This is a genomic window from Kitasatospora sp. NPDC085895, assembly GCF_040702125.1.
Classification (GTDB): domain Bacteria; phylum Actinomycetota; class Actinomycetes; order Streptomycetales; family Streptomycetaceae; genus Kitasatospora; species Kitasatospora arboriphila.
The window spans coordinates 1-16521 of sequence record NZ_JBFBJY010000023.1; the positions used below are offsets into that span (position 1 = coordinate 1).

The following is a 16521-nucleotide window of genomic DNA, read 5'->3' on the forward strand; positions in this document are numbered from 1 at the left end:
CGAGCTGCCCTCAGCTTCAACCAGGTTGCTGCGACAACCCGGCGGTGCAGGTCTCTCACCTCACTCGACTCCACGGCGCCTCGTGGCGCACCCACGAGGTACGACAAGCTCGCTGTTCGCTACGAAGCGACCGTGCTGATCGCAGCTCTCAACGAGTGGCTCTGACCGGGGTGGCGTTCCCGTCCTCGGTCACCAGTCCCGGCCGGCGGTCAACTCCTCCGCATCCGCGTCAGCGAACTCGTATGCCGATGCGACGAAGCAGAACTCGTCGCAGATCCACTCGCGCGCGACCGTCTCGATCCCGCTCCCGGCCGCCATGAACTCCCTGTCCAGCAGGTTGAACTCCTCGGTGGAAGCCTGGGTGAGCGCATACAAGGCATCCAGATCCGATGGCCGCTCGGCCTCGATGCGCTCGCACAGACTCAGCAGGATCGCCCTGCCCCGTTCGACTATGCGATCAGGGAAGTACGAGTCGTCGAACATCTCCCGCAGGAACGCGTGTCCCAATACCTGCTGGTTTGTGATCGGCACGGCACTTCCCTCTCCATGACGAGCTGACTCGCCGATCATGCACAGCACCGCTGACATCGACGCCACCCCTTGGCGCCAGACCCCGTGCGACCAGGACTTTCACAACAGGCCCTAGGGTGGCCGTATGACGACGACGCGCCCCGACGGGGAACGCCTCCTGTACGGCTGCATGGGCCTGGGCGGTGACTGGGACTCCGAGGGGTACGGCCCGGCGGACATCGCCGCTGCGGAGACGGCGGTCGGGGCGGCGCTGGACGCGGGCATCACGGTGTTCGACCACGCGGACATCTACCGGCGCGGCAAGGCGGAGGCGGTCTTCGGCGAGGTGCTCTCCCGGGCACCCGGCCTGCGGGAGCGGATCACCCTGCAGACCAAGTGCGGGATCCGCCTCCCCGAGGGCGACCGGCCCGGCATCTACGACCTGCGCGGCAGCAGCATCGTGCGGCGGGTCGAGGAGAGCCTGACCCGGCTGCGCACGGATGTGATCGACGTCCTGCTGCTGCACCGTCCGGACCCGCTGGCCGATCCCGCGGACGTCGCCGAGGCACTGATGTCACTGCATCGGCAGGGCCTCGTCCGGGCCTTCGGCGTCTCCAACACGGGCGCCGCGCAGATCGAGGACCTTCAGGCGTACCTGGAGGTGCCCCTGGTGGCGAACCAGTTGGAGATGAGCCTGGCGCAGCGGGACTGGCTGGAGGCCGGGGTGCTGGTCAACACGCCCGCGGCCGCCGGCAACGGGTTCCCGTTCGGGACGGTCGAGTACTGCCGCCGCAACGGCGTCCGGTTGCAGGCCTGGGGCGCCCTCGCGCAGGGCCGCTTCACGGGCCGCCAGCAGTCGGAGCGGGAACGGCGGACGGCGCGGCTGGTCGCCGGGCTGGCGGAGGCGAAGGGCACCACGCCGGAGTCGGTGGTGCTGTGGTGGCTGCAGCGGCATCCGGCGCGGATCGCCCCGGTCGTCGGCTCCGTGAACCCGGACCGCATCCGGGCCTGCCGGGATGCCGCCGTCCGCGAGCCGGAACTCGGCCACGAGGAGTGGTACGCCCTGTGGCTGGCGGCTCGCGGCGAGCCGCTGCCCTGACCGGTCGGCCCCGCGAGCCTCGGCGGCGCCGCGCGGAGCGGCCGGGGATGGCAGCTGTCGCCCCGCTGCGGGGGTAGGTTGGGCAGCCGATGATCACGGTGCCGTTCCGCCGGAGGCCCGCAGCGGGTGGGGCGGGCGGTGCCGCCACCGAGGATCGGGCATGAGCACGAGCGAGAGCCTTCCGACCGCCGAACAGCTGGCCGCCGCGCGGGCGTTCGTCGCGGCCCGGCGTCAGCGGCCCGGCCCGGCGGGGCCGTGGGGCCGGAGCGGTGATGTCGCCGCGGCGTTCGAGACGTGGTCCCGGGCGGTCGACGAGCACCTCGCCCTGACGGAGGAGGCCCTGGACCGGGGTGAGGCCGGCGAGGCCGCCCGCGCCTGGGCGGTGGTGGTCGAGGGCCTCGCCGCCTGGTCCTCGCACCCGGACTTCCCGGCCTGCCTCACCGAGGCCCCCGGGCCGTGACCCGCCCGGTGTCGAGCGTGGCTCACCCGCCGTCGAGCTGGTGGTCGGCCCACACGTAGGTCTCGGGCAGCAGGTCGTGGACGGGAACGGCCCGCATCCGGTCGCCCGGGCCGACAATGACCTCGATGCCGGGGAAGTAGTCGAGCAGGACCTGGCGGCACCGGCCGCAGGGCGGCAGCACTCCCCGGTCGCGGTCGCCCACGGCGACGATCGTCTCCAGCTCGTAGGCGCCCTGGGCGGCTGCCGCGCCGATGAGGACGAGTTCGGCGCAGGGGCCGCCGGTGAAGTGATAGGCGTTCACGGCGGTGACGATGCGTCCGTCCCGGGCGCGGGCCGCGGCTGCCACGGTGTGGTTGTCGCCCCGGCAGCGCGTGCGGGCGACGTGGGTCGCGGCCTCGACGAGTTCGTGGTCGACGTGGGTGGTCGGGGCGGTCATCTCTGCTGCTTCCGTCGGGGTGTCAGGCCACCTTGACCCGGCCGGACACCGGTGCGCAACCGAATACGGGCCCGGGCCGCAGCGGCGTCAGCCCGTGCCGTGGCCCAGTTCCTCGGCGGCGATGCGCCAGAAGGAGTTCTCGTCGGTGACGGCCGCCGGATCGAGGGCCGCGACTCCGCCGACAGGGCATCGGTGAGCGCGTCGCCGGCCGCCGTGGCGCGGTCCACGGCCTCGTCTCTCCCCGGACGACGCCTGACAGCCGTTCGGTCACACACGTCCCTGTGCCCGGCGGTGCCGCCACACCCCCCTACCGGCGGGTAGGGCTCCGGTCGGACGGCGGGGGCAGACTCGTCCCGGAGTACGAGGTGAGGCGGACCGGACAGTTGCCAGGCTTGTCCATGTGCATTCGCACACCGATCACTTCCCTTTCTTCTCAAGGACTTTGATGAACCGTCCGCACAAGATCAGCCGTCTCGCCGCTTCGATCGCCGGTGCGGTGGCCGTCGGCGCCACCCTCCTCGCCGCCCCCGTGGCCTCGGCCGCTCCCGGCGGCCCGAGCGGCTGCACCGCCTACGTCTCCCACGAGAACGAGCACAACGCCGTCGGCTGGTGCACCCGGGGCAGCGGCACCTGGTACGTCAAGGCCAAGTGCGCCGGCCCCGGCCGGGTCAACGGCCCCTACCTCGGTTCGCAGGGCAAGCGCTCGCGGGGCATGGAGCAGGCCTCGGTGCTGAGCTGCGGCAGCAACGGCTGGCCGATCGAGATGACCGTCACCCGGATCAACCCCTGACGGCGGAGACCGCCCGAACGGCGACGACCGGTGGTGGCACCGTCCGGAGCTCCGGCTCCTCGGCCGTACGGCGCTGCGACTGAACTGCTCGTGCACCGCCGGCCCTTCGGGCTGCACGCACCACCCGGCGTCCGCCGCGCCGGGCTCCGTTGACGGCGACGTCGCAGGAGCCCGGCGCGACGGTCCCGCCGGAGACCCGACCACCTCCCGGCCTGACGAAGGTCCACCCCCGCACCGGGAATCACCGTGCCGGGCGGGGGACACCCGTGGGACGATCGACGGCGCCGCGGGCGGGCGCCGGCGGCAACCGGGGGTGGGGAACGTGCTCGTCCAGCTGATCGTCGGGGTAGCCCTGCTGCTGGCGGGCCTCTCGGGGCTCGCCCGGGTCCAGTCCATGACGCCGGTCGGCTACCAGGGCTGGGGGTCCTGGAACAGGCGGCAGCGGATCATCAGCCTGATCTCCCTGGTCCTGGCGCTCGCCGGACTCGCCGTCCTCGGCTGAGGCCGCATCGGGCGATTCCTGCCCCCGTCCGTTGCTGCCCCGCCCCGGCGACTACGGACGGGCCCCGGCGTCGCCCGTGCCGTCCATCCGGCGCCAGGCGGGGAAGGCCAGCGGGCAGAGCGTGGTCAGCAGGTACGCCCCGCCGAGCAGCACGAGGGCGGTCGTCAGCCCGACCCGGTCCACCAGGTAGCCGCAGGCGAGACCGCCGACCGGGGTCGCCAGCAGCACGCCCGCCGCCAGGACGCCGGTGACCCGGCTGCGCAGCGGGTCGGGCACGAGTTCGTACAGCACGGTCGAGACGATCGGGTTGAGGATCCCTGCGGCGGCACCGGCGACGGCCAGGGTGACGCCCAGGGGCAGCAGGCCGGGCGCGAACGCCGCGACCAGCATCCGTGGGGCACCGCTGACGAGGAGGCAGAAGGCGTACAGCGACCAGCGGGGCAGCCGGTCCCCCACCACCGCGTGCAGCAGCGAACCGCCGAGTGCTCCCGCCGCGAAGAGGCCGGCGAGCAGGCCGAGGTCGACCGACCCGCCGAGGTCGCGCGCGGCGTGCACGGGCAGCAGCACCGACCGCCATCCCTGGTCCAGTCCGTTGGTGACCATCAGCACCAGGGTGATGGCGAGCAGCAGCCGCTGACGGACCAGGAAGGCCAGGCCCTCGCGCAGTTCGTCGCGGTACCCGCGCAGGCTCGCCGGCGGCCCGTCCCGGCGGGGGGCGGCGGCGGAGACGTGCCGGACGCCGAGGGCGACCAGGAGCGCCGAGACGGCGAAGGTCACCGTGTCCAGCAGCAGGACCTGGCCGGCCCCGAACAGGGCGATCAGCACGCCGGCGGCCGAGGCTCCCAGCAGCCGGGCCCCTCTGGACGCACCGGTGTACAGGCTCATGGCCCGGGCGAGCGGGACGCCGGCACGGTCGGCGAGATCGGGCGTGAGCACCTGGCGCGCGGTCTCGCCCGGCGCCTGGAACAGCCCGTTGACCGCCATGAGCACACACAGCTGCCAGAACCGCAGGCCGCCGGTCCACTGGAGGACCGGGATCAGCCCGACGGCCGCACCGCACACCACGTCCGACAGCACCGACGCGCGCAGGCGTCCGATCCGGTCGATCACCGGTCCGCCGGCGAGCGCCGACAGCGCCAGCGGCAGCATCTGGCAGAAGGCCACCAGACCGGCCCGGGAGGCGCTGCCGGTGGTCTGCAGGACGAACCACGGCACTCCGATGCCGGCGAGGGCGTTGCCGGTGATCGAGACGAGGTTCGCGGTCAGCAGGGCGACCAGCGGCCGCCGGTCCGGGGCGGCTCGGGCCTCGTCGGCCCGGGAGCGGGCGGCGACGGTCATGGGCGTGCCCTCCGGGCGGTCGTCGGGGATCAGGTCTTCCGGCGTCGGGCTTCGGGGGTCGGGCCGCCGGGGCCGGGCCGCCGGGGGTCAGCCCTTCGGCAGGGGGAAGGCGTGCAGGTGGACGCGGACGGGGACGGCCCCCTCCTCGTCGGCAGCGGCCCGCTCCCGGAAGCCCTGCACGAGTTCGTGCGCCCGGACGGCGAGTTCCCGCGCGAGTTCGGGTGTCAGGCGCAGGGTGAAGTCGCTCATGTCCCAGCTGCGGCGCCACTCCTCGGGCCAGTCGCCGGTGCCGGCGAGCCACTCGCCGAGCTCCCGTGCGTGGACGGCGGCCACCTCCTTCAGGAACACGTCCACGGCGCCGCGTACCTCGGGGTCCGGGTTCTCCAGGAAGTCCTCCAGCCGGTCGAACCGGTGGCCGCGGTGCTCGGCCCGCCACCAGCGCTCACGGGCCGTCCCCCGGTCGGGCTCCTCCGCGATGAAGCCGTGCGCGCCGAGCTGCCGCAGGTGGTAGCTGACCGACGCGGACGACTCGCCGAGCCGGGCGGCGAGCTTCGTCGCCGTCGCCGGGCCGCCCTGCCGCAGCGCGGCCAGCAGGCGCATCCGCAGCGGGTGCGCCAGACCGCGCAGGGAGCGGGCGTCGAGGCTACGCACGGCAGGCTGAACGGCGGGCTGATGTTCCGTCATGTCCGGCAGCCTAGCGATTGCCACCATTTCTTTGCAACGAAGTCTTTGCATGTGCGCGTGGCCGGGGGACCGGACCGTCGGCCGCGTCGCCGCCACCATGGAAGGCCACCCGGAGTCTGCGGGGTGAGGGGGTGGAGGAGCCCGCCCGCTGCCGTCAGACGGTCTGCCCGTCGCCGGGCCGGTCCGGGGCGCCGTCGTCCGGTTCGTCCTCATCGGCCGTGACGGTCCAGCGCAGGACGGTGGAGTCCCCGCTGCGGTGGAGGGCGACGGGATGGACGCAGCCGAACGCCCGCTCGCCGCCGTGCCGCACCGCGTGGTCGCCCGGGTCCCACCCGAGGCCGAGGATGCGGCTGCCGGCGAGGTCGAGGGTGCCCGCGAGCAGGGGGTGGTGCTGCCCGGCCCGCTCGATCAGGTGGAAGTGGGTGTGCCGCTGGACGGAGTGCACCAGGCCCATGCCGGGCCCGCTGCGCACCCAGTCCTGGAGTCGCTCGCCGAGCCGCCACGCCTCGGCCTCGGGCAGGTCGAGCCAGCCGTTGGGTCCGCCGCCGCCGTGCCGGTCGATCCGCTCGCCGCCGAACTCGGCCCGGGCGGCTTCCACTTCCCGGCCCCAGTAGGTCAGGTCGGCGAGCCCGTCGACGGATTCGCCCCCGAGTCCGACGAAGGAGTCCAGGGCCACCGCGTCGCCCACGACCATGCCGCACCGGTCGACGGGCAGCTCCCCCAGCGGCACCGGCCCGTCGGAGTGCCCGTCGGGCCAGGGCAGCCCGAGGTCAACCTCCAGGACGGAGACGACCGGCTGCCCGTCGAAGAGCGAGGGCGCGGTCGCCGCCCGGACGGGCAGCGGACGGTCCGCCGCGGCCGGAACGGCGACGGCCTCGGCCTCGTCGTCGCACAGGTGCCCGCCGCCGGCCGCCGCCGCGGCTGTGGCCCGGACCGACAGCGGTGCACCCGACTCGGGCCATTGGTCGATCCACGTGGCCATCCCCAGGACGAGGACGCCCGACGGCGCGGTGACGGATCCCAGCTCGACGGTGGTGGTGTTCACCGGGCCATTGAACGCGCCGCCCGGGTCCGCCGCGTCGGCGGGGTCCCGGACGGACGCGTCCACGCTCAGCGCCCGGCGCCGGCCAGGGCGGCGACCTCCCGCACGGCGTCGGCGATGGCCCGGAAGTCCTTCTTGAGGAGGGCGCCGTGGTTGGCGGCGACCTTCGCGCTCACCGCGATGTTCGGGTTGCGGGCGGTCACCCCGTCGAGGCTGGTGCGGATCCGCTCCTGCTCGTCGCCACGGCTGCCGAGGGACGAGCCCGAGGCGACCACGTACCGCACCGGGGCGGTGATGCCGTCCAGCACCGGGCCGAGCTCGCGTTCGCGGGAGATCCGGCCGAGCTCGATGTTGCAGTCCGCCATCTGGTCGGCCGTCATCCGCGGGGTCAGCCCGGTCGGGCGCAGCAGCGGCAGGAACCGGCTCCACTGCCGGAACTGCTTGCGGATCCGCTGCTCCATGGCCTCGTCGAGCCAGTCGTACGGGAAGGCGCCGTCGACCATGACCGCTCCGAGGGCGCGCTCCGGGTTGCGGGCCGCCCAGTGCGCCCCGACGAACGCCCCGTAGGACCAGCCCACCACGAGCGCCCGGTCCACGCCCCGGGCGGCGAGCACGGCGTCGACGTCCCGGACGGCCGCTTCGAACGAGTAGTCCGCCGAGCGCCCCGACTTCCGGCCGCGGGCCCGCTCGTCGTAGGTGAGGTGCCGCCATCCCGCGCCCAGGTCGGCGACGACGCGGCGCCAGTACCCCTGGGTGGCGAACTGGCCGTTGAGGTAGACCACCGGCACGCCGGGGCCTCCGGTGTCGGTGACGGCCAGGGCCGTGTCGTCGACCGGCACCAGGCCGGTCCAGCTCTGAGCGGTCGCGGACGGGCTGTTCTTCGTCATGGTGTTCCCCCTGCTGATGTCGGGCGTACGTGCTGTTTCGGGTTCGCCGGGCCGTGCTGCTCCCGGTCGTTCAGAGGCTGTGGGCGGTGATGTCGCCGTGGGCGGTGGTGGCGCGGATGTCGAGTTCGGCGCTGCCGTCGTTCTTGAGGGCGTTGCTGATCCGGCCGTGGCCGGTGCCGGCGTCCAGGGCGGCCGAGACGCCGGCGGCGGCACCGACCGAGATGTCGCCGGACTGTGTGCTGAGCACGACGGTGCCGCGACCGGCCTCGGTGATCCGGATGCTGCCCCGGGTGGTGCTGATCTCGGCGGGGCCGCCCAGTCGGCCGACCTCGACGTCGCCGTCGACCGCGGTGAGGCGGACGCTCGCCGCCTCGTCGAGCTTGATCCGGCGGTACGCGCCGTCGAAGACCACGTCGCCGAGGCGGCCGACGCCGCGCAGCTCGGAGGCGGCGGCCCTGCCCTCGATCCGGGAGCCGACGGGCAGTTGGACGGTGACCTCCACCGCGCCCGAGGAGCCGAGGAGCCGGTTCTGCGGCTCGGGGGCGTGGATCCGCAGGACGCCGTCGGCGTGGGCGACGGTGGTCCGTTCGGCGGCCCGGACGTCGCGGCCCTTGGACGGGTCGGCGGGCCGGACCTCGACGACGGTGTCGGTGCGGTCCGCGGCGATGAGCTGGACGCGGCCGGCGGGGACGTCCAGGACGGCGGAGACGGGGGCGGGGGTGTCGAAGGTCTGCATCGTTCTCTCCTGTGCTCGCTCCTTGTTTCTGACAACGGAAACGCTACGTTGCTTTCCATATGCTGGCAACATATTCGTTGCACTGGACTAAGATCAGCGCAGGTCAAAACCCATAAATCGTTGCACCCGACCTGAAGAGAACGCAACGAAAACGAGGGCGATCATTGCAATGGGTCAGAAGTGAACGCTATAGTGGCGCGGTCAGGTCCACGACGCAGCAGCACCGAGGAGATCGCGATGCCGGGAGGCAGGCTCACCCAGCAGGAACGCCAGCAGATCGCACTGGGGCTGGCCGACAGCCTCCCCTACGCGGAGATCGCCCGGCGCCTCGACCGGCCGACCTCCACGATCACCCGCGAGGTGATGCGCAACGGCGGCCCGACCGGGTACCGCGCCGACCTCGCCCACCGTGCCACCGAACGCCGCGCCCACCGGCGCAAGCCGGCCTCCCCCCGCGGATCGGCGCCGCTCCCCCAGCCGCAGGGCCGTGACGCCGAGGCCGTCGCCGACTACGAGGAGACGCTCACCACCGTCCTCATGGCGTCGGGCGTGCCCAAGATGGGCGCCAGGGTGCTGACCGGTCTGTTCATCAGCGACTCGGGCAGCCTCACCGCGTCGCAGCTCGCCCAGCGCCTCGACGTCAGCCCGGCGTCCATCTCCAAGGCGATCGCGTTCCTGGAGAGCCAGAGCCTCGTCCGCCGGGAGCGCGACGAACGCCGCCGCGACCGCTACATCGTCGACGACGAACTCTTCTACCAGGCGACCATCGCCAGCGCCCGGGCCAACGACCGGCTCGTCGCCACCGCGCGCCAGGGCGTCGCCGTCCTCGGCGCCAACACCCCCGCCGCCACCCGGCTGGAGAACATCGCCCGGTTCCTCGACTTCATCAGCGAGAGCATCGTCCGCGCCGCCGAACAGGCCCGCGCCGTCCTCCACACCAAGCCCGCACACCCCTCCGACGACCCCACCGACCGGCCGGACCCGGACAACGGCCGGGCCGGGACGGCCGGCTGACGGCTCAGCGGCCGGACCACCACCGGGGATCCGCCGCGGCACGGGCGCGCTCGGCCTCGTACCGGTCCGCCTCGAAGTCGAACTCCACCGGCCGGCGGTGAGCGCCGGTTGTGCGTGCGGGTGGCCGGGGGTGGTTCAGTCGAGCAGGGCGAGGAGGCGTGCTGCCTGGTGTTCGGCGGTGCCGGCGGGGTTGCGGGCCCGTGCGGGGTCTTCGAGGGCGAGGACGAGCAGCCAGAGCAGGGCGAAGAGGCGGCGGGACTCGTGCAGTCGGCGCGACTCGGCCGGGGTGAGGTCGAAGAGGCCGAGGAAGTGGGGGATGTCGAGATCGCTGTCGACCCAGGCCGAGACGTGTTCGACCACCTCGGCGAGTTCGTAGGCGCGGTCGCTGCGGCCCGAGTCCTCGAAGTCGACGACGCGGACCTTGCTCCCGTCCCACAGGAAGTTGGCGAGGTTGCCGTCGGCCTGGCCGAGGACGGCGGGGAGGTCCGGGCCTCCCGCGGGCGGGCGCCCGGCCAGGTCGAGCCATCGCATGCCCTCGGCCACCGCGTGCCGGACGACCCGGGGCGGATCCGTACGCCGTAGCTGCTCGTGCCGGGTACGGATGCCGCGGGCGGCGTGGTGCTCGTTCCACAGTCGCGGCGGCAGCCGTTCGGCGACCGGGCCGGGGACGGAGGCGTACATCTGCGTCAACGCCGCCGCCAGCGAGGCTGCCTGATCGCTCGTCACCATCGAGCCGCGGAGCGGCGTACCCGGGATGCGGGCCATGACGACGGTCGGCGGGGTCGCGGCGAGGTCGGCCCGCAGCGGTACGGGGGCGAGGTCGGGGCAGTGCTGCCCGAGGACGGTGAGCGCGCGCCACTCGCGTTCGGGTTCGCCGTCGGTGCACGGGCGGAACCGCTTGACCACCCGGTCGGCCAGCAGCTCGATGCCATGGGTGCTCCACTGACCGGTCACGGCGTCCCCCCTCGTCCGGTGATCACTCCGGAATCCTGTCATGATTCCCGATTCCCGCCAGTCACAGGGGAGTTGGTGCTGCCGTGCGCTGTGCGCGTGGACATCAACGCGGTGCTTGCCGACATCCTCGACCGCGGCGCGGCCAGTACGGAGTGGGAGGCGCTGCTCGCCGCCGTGGCGGACCACGGGGTGTACGGGCCCGCGGCGGAGAGCGGCAAGGTCCTGTTCCGGCGGAGCGAGGACGACGTCCCGCACCTGCCGGGCTACGTCAGTGCGGCGTGCCTCGCCGAGCAGGTGGCGGAGCTGGCGGCGGCGTTCCACTGCGACGCGCTGCGGCTGTGGGACACCGCCGAGCGGACGGGCGTCCCCGTGCTGGTGCTGCACTCCGACCGGGGCCGTGCCGGCCTGCCGATCGGTCTGGTGGCCCGGGTGCTCCAGGAGCGCGGATGGCGGGGCGGGGAGGACAAGGAGATGCGACCGAGTCCCTGATGCGCCGTCACCAGGCTTGCGGGGCCGCCTCAGGCGATCTCCCGGGCGGCCTGCACGAGGAACGCCTCCACCGCCCGCCGGCAGGCAGCGCTCAGCTGCGCGGACTCGGCCTCGTCGCGGGCGTCGCCGATCGGCCAGTGCGAGTCGAACGCCGCCCGGGCCGCCTCCTTCACCCGGTCGTTGCCCGCGACGAGCACGACGCGGAAGAGGGCCTGCCGGGCGGTCGACCGGTGCTCGAAGACGAGGGCCCGGGCGGGTTCCGGGTCCTCGTCGGGGTGGTCGGCCCGCCGGTGCCAGCGGTTCAGTTGGACCCTGGACAGCTCGGCCATCGCCGCGGCGAAGCCGCTGTAGGCCTCGACTCGCTGGGACCGGATGTAGCCGTCGCGGCCGCTGCGCTCCGTCCGGTCGGCCAGCCGGAACTGCCAGAACGAGGTCAGCCCGGCGCCGAGCAGCGTCCCCACCACGGCCACCGCCGCCGTCACGATCTCCCCCACGCACCCGTCCAACCATGCGGCCCGCGGCCCGCGGTGGGCTGCCGTTCGGCGGACGGCGTCACCGGGCCGGGCTGCCGCCCGCCGGGGCCTGCCGGGCCCGGTACTCGGCTGCGCCCTGCCGGTAGCGGCGGTGTTCCTCGGCCGGGTCGGGGGCGGTGTGCGCGGCGGGCGGGGTGGCGCCGAAGAAGCGGGCGAGTGCGTCGTTGGCGTCGGCGGCGAGCGGCGCGGCACGGTCCTTCATCGCGGTTTCGTAGCGGCGGACGGCCGCGTCCGGGGTCGGCTCCCCGGCGATCGCGCGGGCGAGTTCGGCGCCTTCCAGCAGGGCGAGGTTGACGCCGTACCCGCCGAAGGGGGCCATGACGTGGGCGGCGTCGCCGAGCAGGGTGACGCCGCTGCGGTGCTCCCAGGTGTGCGGGGCCGGCAGGACGTGGATGGGCCGGTGCCGGTAGCCGCCGTCGGCGTCGGTGAGGAAGGGCCGCAGCTGCGCGTCCCAGGCGGCGAACTCGGCGAGCAGGTGACGGCGGACGGCATCGGCCTCGGCCGGGTCGGAGGGGTCGGCGATGCCCGCCGCCGTGTACCAGTCGGCCGGGGTGCGCATGGCGAGGTAGGCCCGGATGTGGCCGCCGCTGTTGCGCTGGGCGATGACCGCCCGGCCCTCGCCGTCCCGGACGAACAGGTGGCCGTCGCCGACGAGCCGGGCGATCCCGGGATGGCGGGTGTCCGCGTCCGCGTACACGACGTCGAGGAAGGAGACGCCGCTGTAGTCGGGGGTGGCGGTCGAGATCAGCGGCCGGACCCGGGACCAGGTGCCGTCGGCGCCGATCACCAGGCCGGCCTCGGCGGTGCCGCCGCCGGCGAAGTGCAGCCGGTGGGTGCCGTCGGCGAGCGGTTCGACGGCGGTGAGGCGGTGTCCCCAGCGGATCGACGCGGGGTCGACGTGCGCGGCGATCATCCGGCGGAGCTGGCCGCGGTCGATCTCGGGGGCGGCCTCGTCGTCGGCGCCGGGCACGAAGCGGTCGAGGACGGTGCCGTGGTGGTCCATGCGGGTCTTGGCCTGGCCCTCGGGCCGGGCGAGGGCGCGGAAGGCGTCGGCGAGGCCGGCGTCCTCCAGGGCGATCTGGCCGGAGTCGGCGTGCAGGTCGAGGGTGCCGCCGAGGTCGCGGGCGTCGACGGAGGCGTCGGCCTCGTACACGGTGACGGGCACGCCGTGCTGCTGGAGCACGCGGGCGCAGAGCAGTCCCCCCGGACCTGCTCCGACGACGGCGACGGCGGGGACTGCGGGTACGGCGTTCATGGGCGCCTCCTCGGGGCACGACGGCAGGGCCGGGCGTACTGAACGACCGGTCATTAAGTTCCACGCTACTTAACGTCCGTTCAGTAAGCAAGGTAAGGTGGGAGCCGCCCGGAGTCAGCCGGGGAACCGAGGGACGGAGCACCAGGACATGAGCAGCCCCGCCGCGAGAGGCCGCCGTCCGGCGGCGGAGACCCGCGCCGAGATCCTCGGGGTCGCGCTGGACCTGTTCACGGAGAAGGGCTACGAGGCCACCTCGGTGCGGGACATCTCCGAGGCCCTCGGCGTGACGAAGTCCGCGCTCTACTACCACTTCCGCAACAAGGAGGAGATCGTCGCCAGCCTGGTGGCCGAGCGGCGCGAGGAGGTGCGGGAGCTCGCCGCCTGGATCTCCGCGCAGCCGCGGACGCCCGGTCTGGTGCGGGAGGCCGCACTGCGCTGGATCGCCGGCACCACGCCCGAGCGGCTGGCGATGATGCGCCTGGCGCAGGCCAACCAGCCGGTGGTGCGCCGCCTGTCCGAGAACGCGGCCGACGTCCCGGGCGCCTTCGAGGAGGTCGTCGGGCTGCTGGTCGACGAGCACGCCGACGAGCAGCAGCGGCTCGTCGTCCGGATGGCCTTCGACACGGTACGGGCGGCGCTGCTCGCCGCCCAGGGCACCGCGGCCACCGACCGGGACGTCGTCGAGGCCGCCCGCCGTGCCACCGTCGCCCTCACCCGGGTCGGGGAGGGCGGCACCGCCGACCGGTGACCGGTGGCGGCGGCGAGCGCCGGATCAGTCCCGGTCGAACCAGGACAGTGCGGCGATCCGCCAGCCGTCCGGCGTGCGGACGAACTGGATGACCTTGGTGCCGCCGCCCTCGAACGGCTCGCCGTCCAGGACACCGGACTTGCGGTACTCGCCGACCCGGGTCGCCAGGTCGTCGACGATCTCGGTGCGCTCGGACGTCTCCCACTCGGAGAACTCGACCAGCCTGCCGTCCGCCAGCAGCCGCTCCCGGGGCTCGACGAACCCGTCGACGGTGTAGGCGGCGAAGTCCGGGCCGGTCTTGACGATCACACCGTTCGGCAGCACCAGCCGGCGGATCCGCGCCACGTCCGCGGGCTTCCCGCCCCGGTTGTCGAACGCACCGAAGAACTCCGTCGTGATCGCGTCTATCTCGGCCTTGGACATGCCCGGACCCTAACAGCCGCAGGCCCCGCGGGACCGGCGGCCGCAAGAACCCGGCCGACCACCGGAACGACCGCGGCGGCGGCAGCGACGGCTGCGGCTGTGGCGGCGGTCAGCCCCTCGCCCAGGCGGCGAGGACGGGCACGCAGCGCTCGGCGAAGTACTCGTAGTCCTCGGGCGTGTTGTAGACGTGCGTGGAGAGCCGGACGTACCCGGTGCCGCCGAAGCTGGTGAAGGCCGCCTCGACGCCGAGCTCGGCCGCGACCCGGTCGCGCAGCGCGTCGGCGGCGAGCCGGTCGGGTGCCAGGCCGTCGGGGAGGCGGACCAGCCGCAGGGCGCTGACCGGCATCCCGACGTCCACCGCCGCGCTCTCGCCCGTCAGCTCCGCGAAGGCCTCGCCGACGGTGTGCTCGGCGTAGTCGGCCAGTTCGCCCAGGTAGTCGCGGGCGGCCTTCCAGCTCCAGGTGCGCTCGACGAAGTCGAGGGCGGCGGGCGCCGCGAGGTAGCCGGTGGCGTCCACCGTGCCCTGGGTGTCGAACCGCTCGGGGAAGGGCTCGCGGGCCGCCCAGGAGTCGATCAGCGGGAAGAGCCGGTGCCGCAGGTCGGAGCCGGCCACCAGCGCGGCGGCGCCGCGCGGCGCGCAGCCGAACTTGTGGAGGTTGCCCACCCACACGTCGAACTGCAGCCCGTCGAGCGGGTCCTCCGCGAGTCCGGGCACGTGCGCGCCGTCGACCAGCAGCGGGACGCCGCGCTCGCGGGCGGCGGCGCCGACGGCCCCGACGGGCATCCAGCGGGCGGTCGCCGAGGTGATGTGGTCGAGCACGATCAGGCCCGTCCGGTCGGTGACCTCGGCGAGCACGGTCTCGGCCGCCTCCTCGGGTCCGGCGTCCAGCGGCACCCGGGCCGTCCGGACGGTGCCGCCCCAGCGGCGGGCCAGCCGCTCGGCACCCATGGTGACCGCGCCGTAGCCGTGGTCGGTGACGACCACCTCGCCGCCGGGCCGGTGCGCCAGGCTGCCGTAGACGACGCTGGCCCCGGCGCTGGCGTTGGGCACCAGGGCGAGGTCGCCGGCCGGCACCCGGAGGAACTCCGCGACGGCGGTCCGCGCGGCGGCCACCCGGCCCGCCAGTCCGGGGAACCACACCACCGGTGCCCGGTCCATCTCCTCGCGCAGCCGTTGCTGCTCGCGCTGCGCGGCCAGCGGCACCGCCCCGAACGAGCCGTGGTTGAGGTGCCTCATCGCCGGGTCGAGGGTCCACGCCTCGGCGGCGGGGCGTCCGTCCGGCAGGAGCAGGGGGCTCGGTGCGGGGATCACGTCGTCGTTCCGTTCGGAGGTCCACGGCCGGGGGCGGTGCGCCGCGCGGCTCGCCGGTCATCCTCACACGGCACGGGTGTGCCGCCGCGCACCCGGCCCGGGGGCGGCGAGGTTCCTCCCCGGACTCGGTACCGTTCGGCGCTGCGACCACGTACCATCGGGCTCACGTCCCGTCAGCCGGCCCCGCAGGAGGTGTGCAGTGCCCTTCGTCGCGCTGCTCCTCGGCCTGGTCCGGCTGTTCGCCGGTGAGCTGCCGCTCAGCCCCTCCGCGCTGACCGCGGTCGCCGCGACCGCGGCCGCCGTGCTGCTGGCCGGCGCCGTCGCGGGTGCCCTCGCGGCCGCCCGCCTGCTCGGTGCGCGGGCACCGGCCGCCGTCCGCGACGGTGTGCTGCGCCGCCGGGCCCTCGGTACGGCCTTCCTCCCCCAGCGTGATCCGGATGCCCGCGGCCGACGCCGCCCCAGGGCACCGGGCGCGGCCCCGGCGGCCGCGTAGTCCCCTTCCGCACGGCCGCCTTCCGCCGACATCTCGTTCCACCTGAGACCCGGAGGGCCCGCCCCGCATGTCCGTTTTCGCCGTACTCGATCCTGCCGTCCGCCTCGCCCACGACGCCGTCTCGGCGCTCGCCGCGGTGGTGCCGACGGCGCTCGCCGTCGTGCTGTTCACCGCCCTCGTCCGGCTGGCGCTGCACCCGCTCGCCCGGTCCGCCGCCCGCGGCGAGAAGGTCCGGATGCGGCTCGCACCGAAGGTCGCCGAGCTGAACCGGCGGCACAAGGGCAAGCCGGAGAAGCTGCAGGCCGCACTGACCGAGCTGTACCGGGAGGAGAAGTCCTCGCCGTTCGCCGGCTTCCTGCCGATGCTGGTGCAGATCCCGTTCTTCTCGGTGATGTACCGGCTGTTCACCACCCCGAACGACCTGCTCGGCCACACCCTCGCCGGGGTGCCGCTCGGCCTGCACCTCGGCGAGGCCCGCAGCGCCGGCCAGTACGCCGTCCTCGGCGCGCTGTACGCGGCGATCGGCGCCGTCTGCTGGGTCGGCTTCCGCCGGGCCCGGCGGGCCTCGGCCGCCGCCGCGGCCGCATCGCCCACCGCGGCCGGGGCGCCCGCCGTGCCGGGCGCGCGCCTGCTGCCGTACCTGTCGTTCGGCACGGTGCTGTTCGCCGCGTTCGTGCCGCTCGCGGCCGGCCTGTACCTGCTGACCACCACCGCGTGGACCGCCGCCGAGCGGGCCTGGCTGCACCGGGGCGCCCCGGTGCCCGCCACCGCGGCCGCGCTCGCGGCCTGACACCGGCGCGGGACCGGGACCGCCGG

21 protein-coding genes are annotated in these 16521 nt (G+C 74.4%); 9 read left to right on the top strand and 12 right to left on the bottom strand.

The window, feature by feature from the left end; genetic code table 11:
• Window positions 1-189 precede the first annotated feature (189 nt).
• Window positions 190-531, bottom strand: a complete 342-nt coding sequence (locus AB0442_RS16920; RefSeq protein WP_366163719.1) for a DUF5713 family protein — start codon at window positions 529-531, stop codon at window positions 190-192.
• Window positions 532-655: 124 nt separating this feature from the next.
• Here AB0442_RS16920 and AB0442_RS16925 point away from each other — a divergent pair, with 124 nt between their 5' ends.
• Both AB0442_RS16925 and AB0442_RS16930 read left to right on the top strand, forming a co-directional pair.
• Window positions 656-1609, top strand: coding sequence for an aldo/keto reductase (locus AB0442_RS16925; protein WP_366163574.1), 954 nt, complete (start codon window positions 656-658; stop codon window positions 1607-1609).
• A gap of 160 nt (window positions 1610-1769) precedes the next feature.
• Window positions 1770-2069, top strand: a complete 300-nt coding sequence (locus AB0442_RS16930; protein ID WP_366163576.1) for a hypothetical protein — start codon at window positions 1770-1772, stop codon at window positions 2067-2069.
• Between the two features lie 22 nt (window positions 2070-2091).
• Here the strand turns inward: AB0442_RS16930 and AB0442_RS16935 are convergent, their stop codons facing one another.
• Window positions 2092-2505 carry a cytidine deaminase gene (locus tag AB0442_RS16935; protein WP_366163578.1) on the bottom strand — a complete coding sequence of 138 codons (414 nt, stop codon included), beginning with the start codon at window positions 2503-2505 and terminating at the stop codon, window positions 2092-2094.
• Between the two features lie 445 nt (window positions 2506-2950).
• Here AB0442_RS16935 and AB0442_RS16940 point away from each other — a divergent pair, with 445 nt between their 5' ends.
• Together AB0442_RS16940 and AB0442_RS16945 are read left to right on the top strand one after the other, a co-directional pair.
• Window positions 2951-3295 (top strand): hypothetical protein, encoded by a 345-nt coding sequence (locus AB0442_RS16940; protein WP_366163580.1) that lies wholly within the window; start codon window positions 2951-2953, stop codon window positions 3293-3295.
• A 322-nt stretch (window positions 3296-3617) separates the two neighbouring features.
• Window positions 3618-3797 (top strand): hypothetical protein, encoded by a 180-nt coding sequence (locus AB0442_RS16945; RefSeq protein WP_366163582.1) that lies wholly within the window; start codon window positions 3618-3620, stop codon window positions 3795-3797.
• Window positions 3798-3848: 51 nt separating this feature from the next.
• Here AB0442_RS16945 and AB0442_RS16950 read toward each other — a convergent pair whose 3' ends face one another.
• From AB0442_RS16950 to AB0442_RS16970, 5 genes are all read right to left on the bottom strand, one after another.
• On the bottom strand, window positions 3849-5135 hold the full coding sequence (locus AB0442_RS16950; RefSeq protein WP_366163584.1) for an MFS transporter: 1287 nt from the start codon (window positions 5133-5135) through the stop codon (window positions 3849-3851).
• An 87-nt stretch (window positions 5136-5222) separates the two neighbouring features.
• Window positions 5223-5819, bottom strand: a complete 597-nt coding sequence (locus AB0442_RS16955; RefSeq protein WP_366163586.1) for a helix-turn-helix domain-containing protein — start codon at window positions 5817-5819, stop codon at window positions 5223-5225.
• 154 nt (window positions 5820-5973) lie between these two features.
• Window positions 5974-6864 (bottom strand): hypothetical protein, encoded by an 891-nt coding sequence (locus tag AB0442_RS16960; RefSeq protein WP_366163588.1) that lies wholly within the window; start codon window positions 6862-6864, stop codon window positions 5974-5976.
• Window positions 6865-6929: 65 nt separating this feature from the next.
• A complete protein-coding gene (locus tag AB0442_RS16965; protein ID WP_366163589.1) occupies window positions 6930-7748 on the bottom strand; it encodes an alpha/beta hydrolase in 819 nt (272 codons plus the stop codon).
• 70 nt (window positions 7749-7818) lie between these two features.
• The gene (locus AB0442_RS16970; RefSeq protein WP_366163591.1) at window positions 7819-8484 is read right to left on the bottom strand and encodes a DUF4097 family beta strand repeat-containing protein; all 666 of its coding nucleotides are present in this window, start codon (window positions 8482-8484) and stop codon (window positions 7819-7821) included.
• Between the two features lie 237 nt (window positions 8485-8721).
• Between AB0442_RS16970 and AB0442_RS16975 the strand changes: the two genes are divergently transcribed.
• Window positions 8722-9498 (top strand): helix-turn-helix domain-containing protein, encoded by a 777-nt coding sequence (locus AB0442_RS16975; RefSeq protein ID WP_366163593.1) that lies wholly within the window; start codon window positions 8722-8724, stop codon window positions 9496-9498.
• A gap of 135 nt (window positions 9499-9633) precedes the next feature.
• Here the strand turns inward: AB0442_RS16975 and AB0442_RS16980 are convergent, their stop codons facing one another.
• Entirely contained in the window at window positions 9634-10452 is an 819-nt protein-coding gene (locus AB0442_RS16980; protein ID WP_366163595.1) for a phosphotransferase, read from the bottom strand.
• Window positions 10453-10548: 96 nt separating this feature from the next.
• On the opposite strand from AB0442_RS16980, the gene AB0442_RS16985 reads away from it, so the two are divergent.
• Window positions 10549-10941: a hypothetical protein gene (locus AB0442_RS16985; RefSeq protein ID WP_366163597.1), complete on the top strand. Its 393-nt coding sequence runs from the start codon at window positions 10549-10551 to the stop codon at window positions 10939-10941.
• Between the two features lie 29 nt (window positions 10942-10970).
• Here the strand turns inward: AB0442_RS16985 and AB0442_RS16990 are convergent, their stop codons facing one another.
• Together AB0442_RS16990 and AB0442_RS16995 are read right to left on the bottom strand one after the other, a co-directional pair.
• Window positions 10971-11435 (bottom strand): hypothetical protein, encoded by a 465-nt coding sequence (locus AB0442_RS16990; RefSeq protein WP_366163599.1) that lies wholly within the window; start codon window positions 11433-11435, stop codon window positions 10971-10973.
• A 58-nt stretch (window positions 11436-11493) separates the two neighbouring features.
• Window positions 11494-12729, bottom strand: a complete 1236-nt coding sequence (locus AB0442_RS16995) for an NAD(P)/FAD-dependent oxidoreductase (RefSeq protein WP_366163600.1) — start codon at window positions 12727-12729, stop codon at window positions 11494-11496.
• A gap of 148 nt (window positions 12730-12877) precedes the next feature.
• On the opposite strand from AB0442_RS16995, the gene AB0442_RS17000 reads away from it, so the two are divergent.
• On the top strand, window positions 12878-13477 hold the full coding sequence (locus tag AB0442_RS17000; protein ID WP_366163602.1) for a helix-turn-helix domain-containing protein: 600 nt from the start codon (window positions 12878-12880) through the stop codon (window positions 13475-13477).
• 24 nt (window positions 13478-13501) lie between these two features.
• Here the strand turns inward: AB0442_RS17000 and AB0442_RS17005 are convergent, their stop codons facing one another.
• Both AB0442_RS17005 and AB0442_RS17010 read right to left on the bottom strand, forming a co-directional pair.
• On the bottom strand, window positions 13502-13900 hold the full coding sequence (locus tag AB0442_RS17005) for a DUF4440 domain-containing protein (protein ID WP_344627351.1): 399 nt from the start codon (window positions 13898-13900) through the stop codon (window positions 13502-13504).
• Window positions 13901-14009: 109 nt separating this feature from the next.
• Window positions 14010-15212 (bottom strand): aminotransferase class V-fold PLP-dependent enzyme, encoded by a 1203-nt coding sequence (locus AB0442_RS17010; RefSeq protein WP_366163604.1) that lies wholly within the window; start codon window positions 15210-15212, stop codon window positions 14010-14012.
• Between the two features lie 199 nt (window positions 15213-15411).
• Between AB0442_RS17010 and AB0442_RS17015 the strand changes: the two genes are divergently transcribed.
• Together AB0442_RS17015 and AB0442_RS17020 are read left to right on the top strand one after the other, a co-directional pair.
• The gene (locus AB0442_RS17015) at window positions 15412-15705 is read left to right on the top strand and encodes a DUF6412 domain-containing protein (RefSeq protein WP_366163606.1); all 294 of its coding nucleotides are present in this window, start codon (window positions 15412-15414) and stop codon (window positions 15703-15705) included.
• A gap of 67 nt (window positions 15706-15772) precedes the next feature.
• Entirely contained in the window at window positions 15773-16495 is a 723-nt protein-coding gene (locus tag AB0442_RS17020; protein WP_366163607.1) for a YidC/Oxa1 family membrane protein insertase, read from the top strand.
• Window positions 16496-16521: the final 26 nt, after the last annotated feature.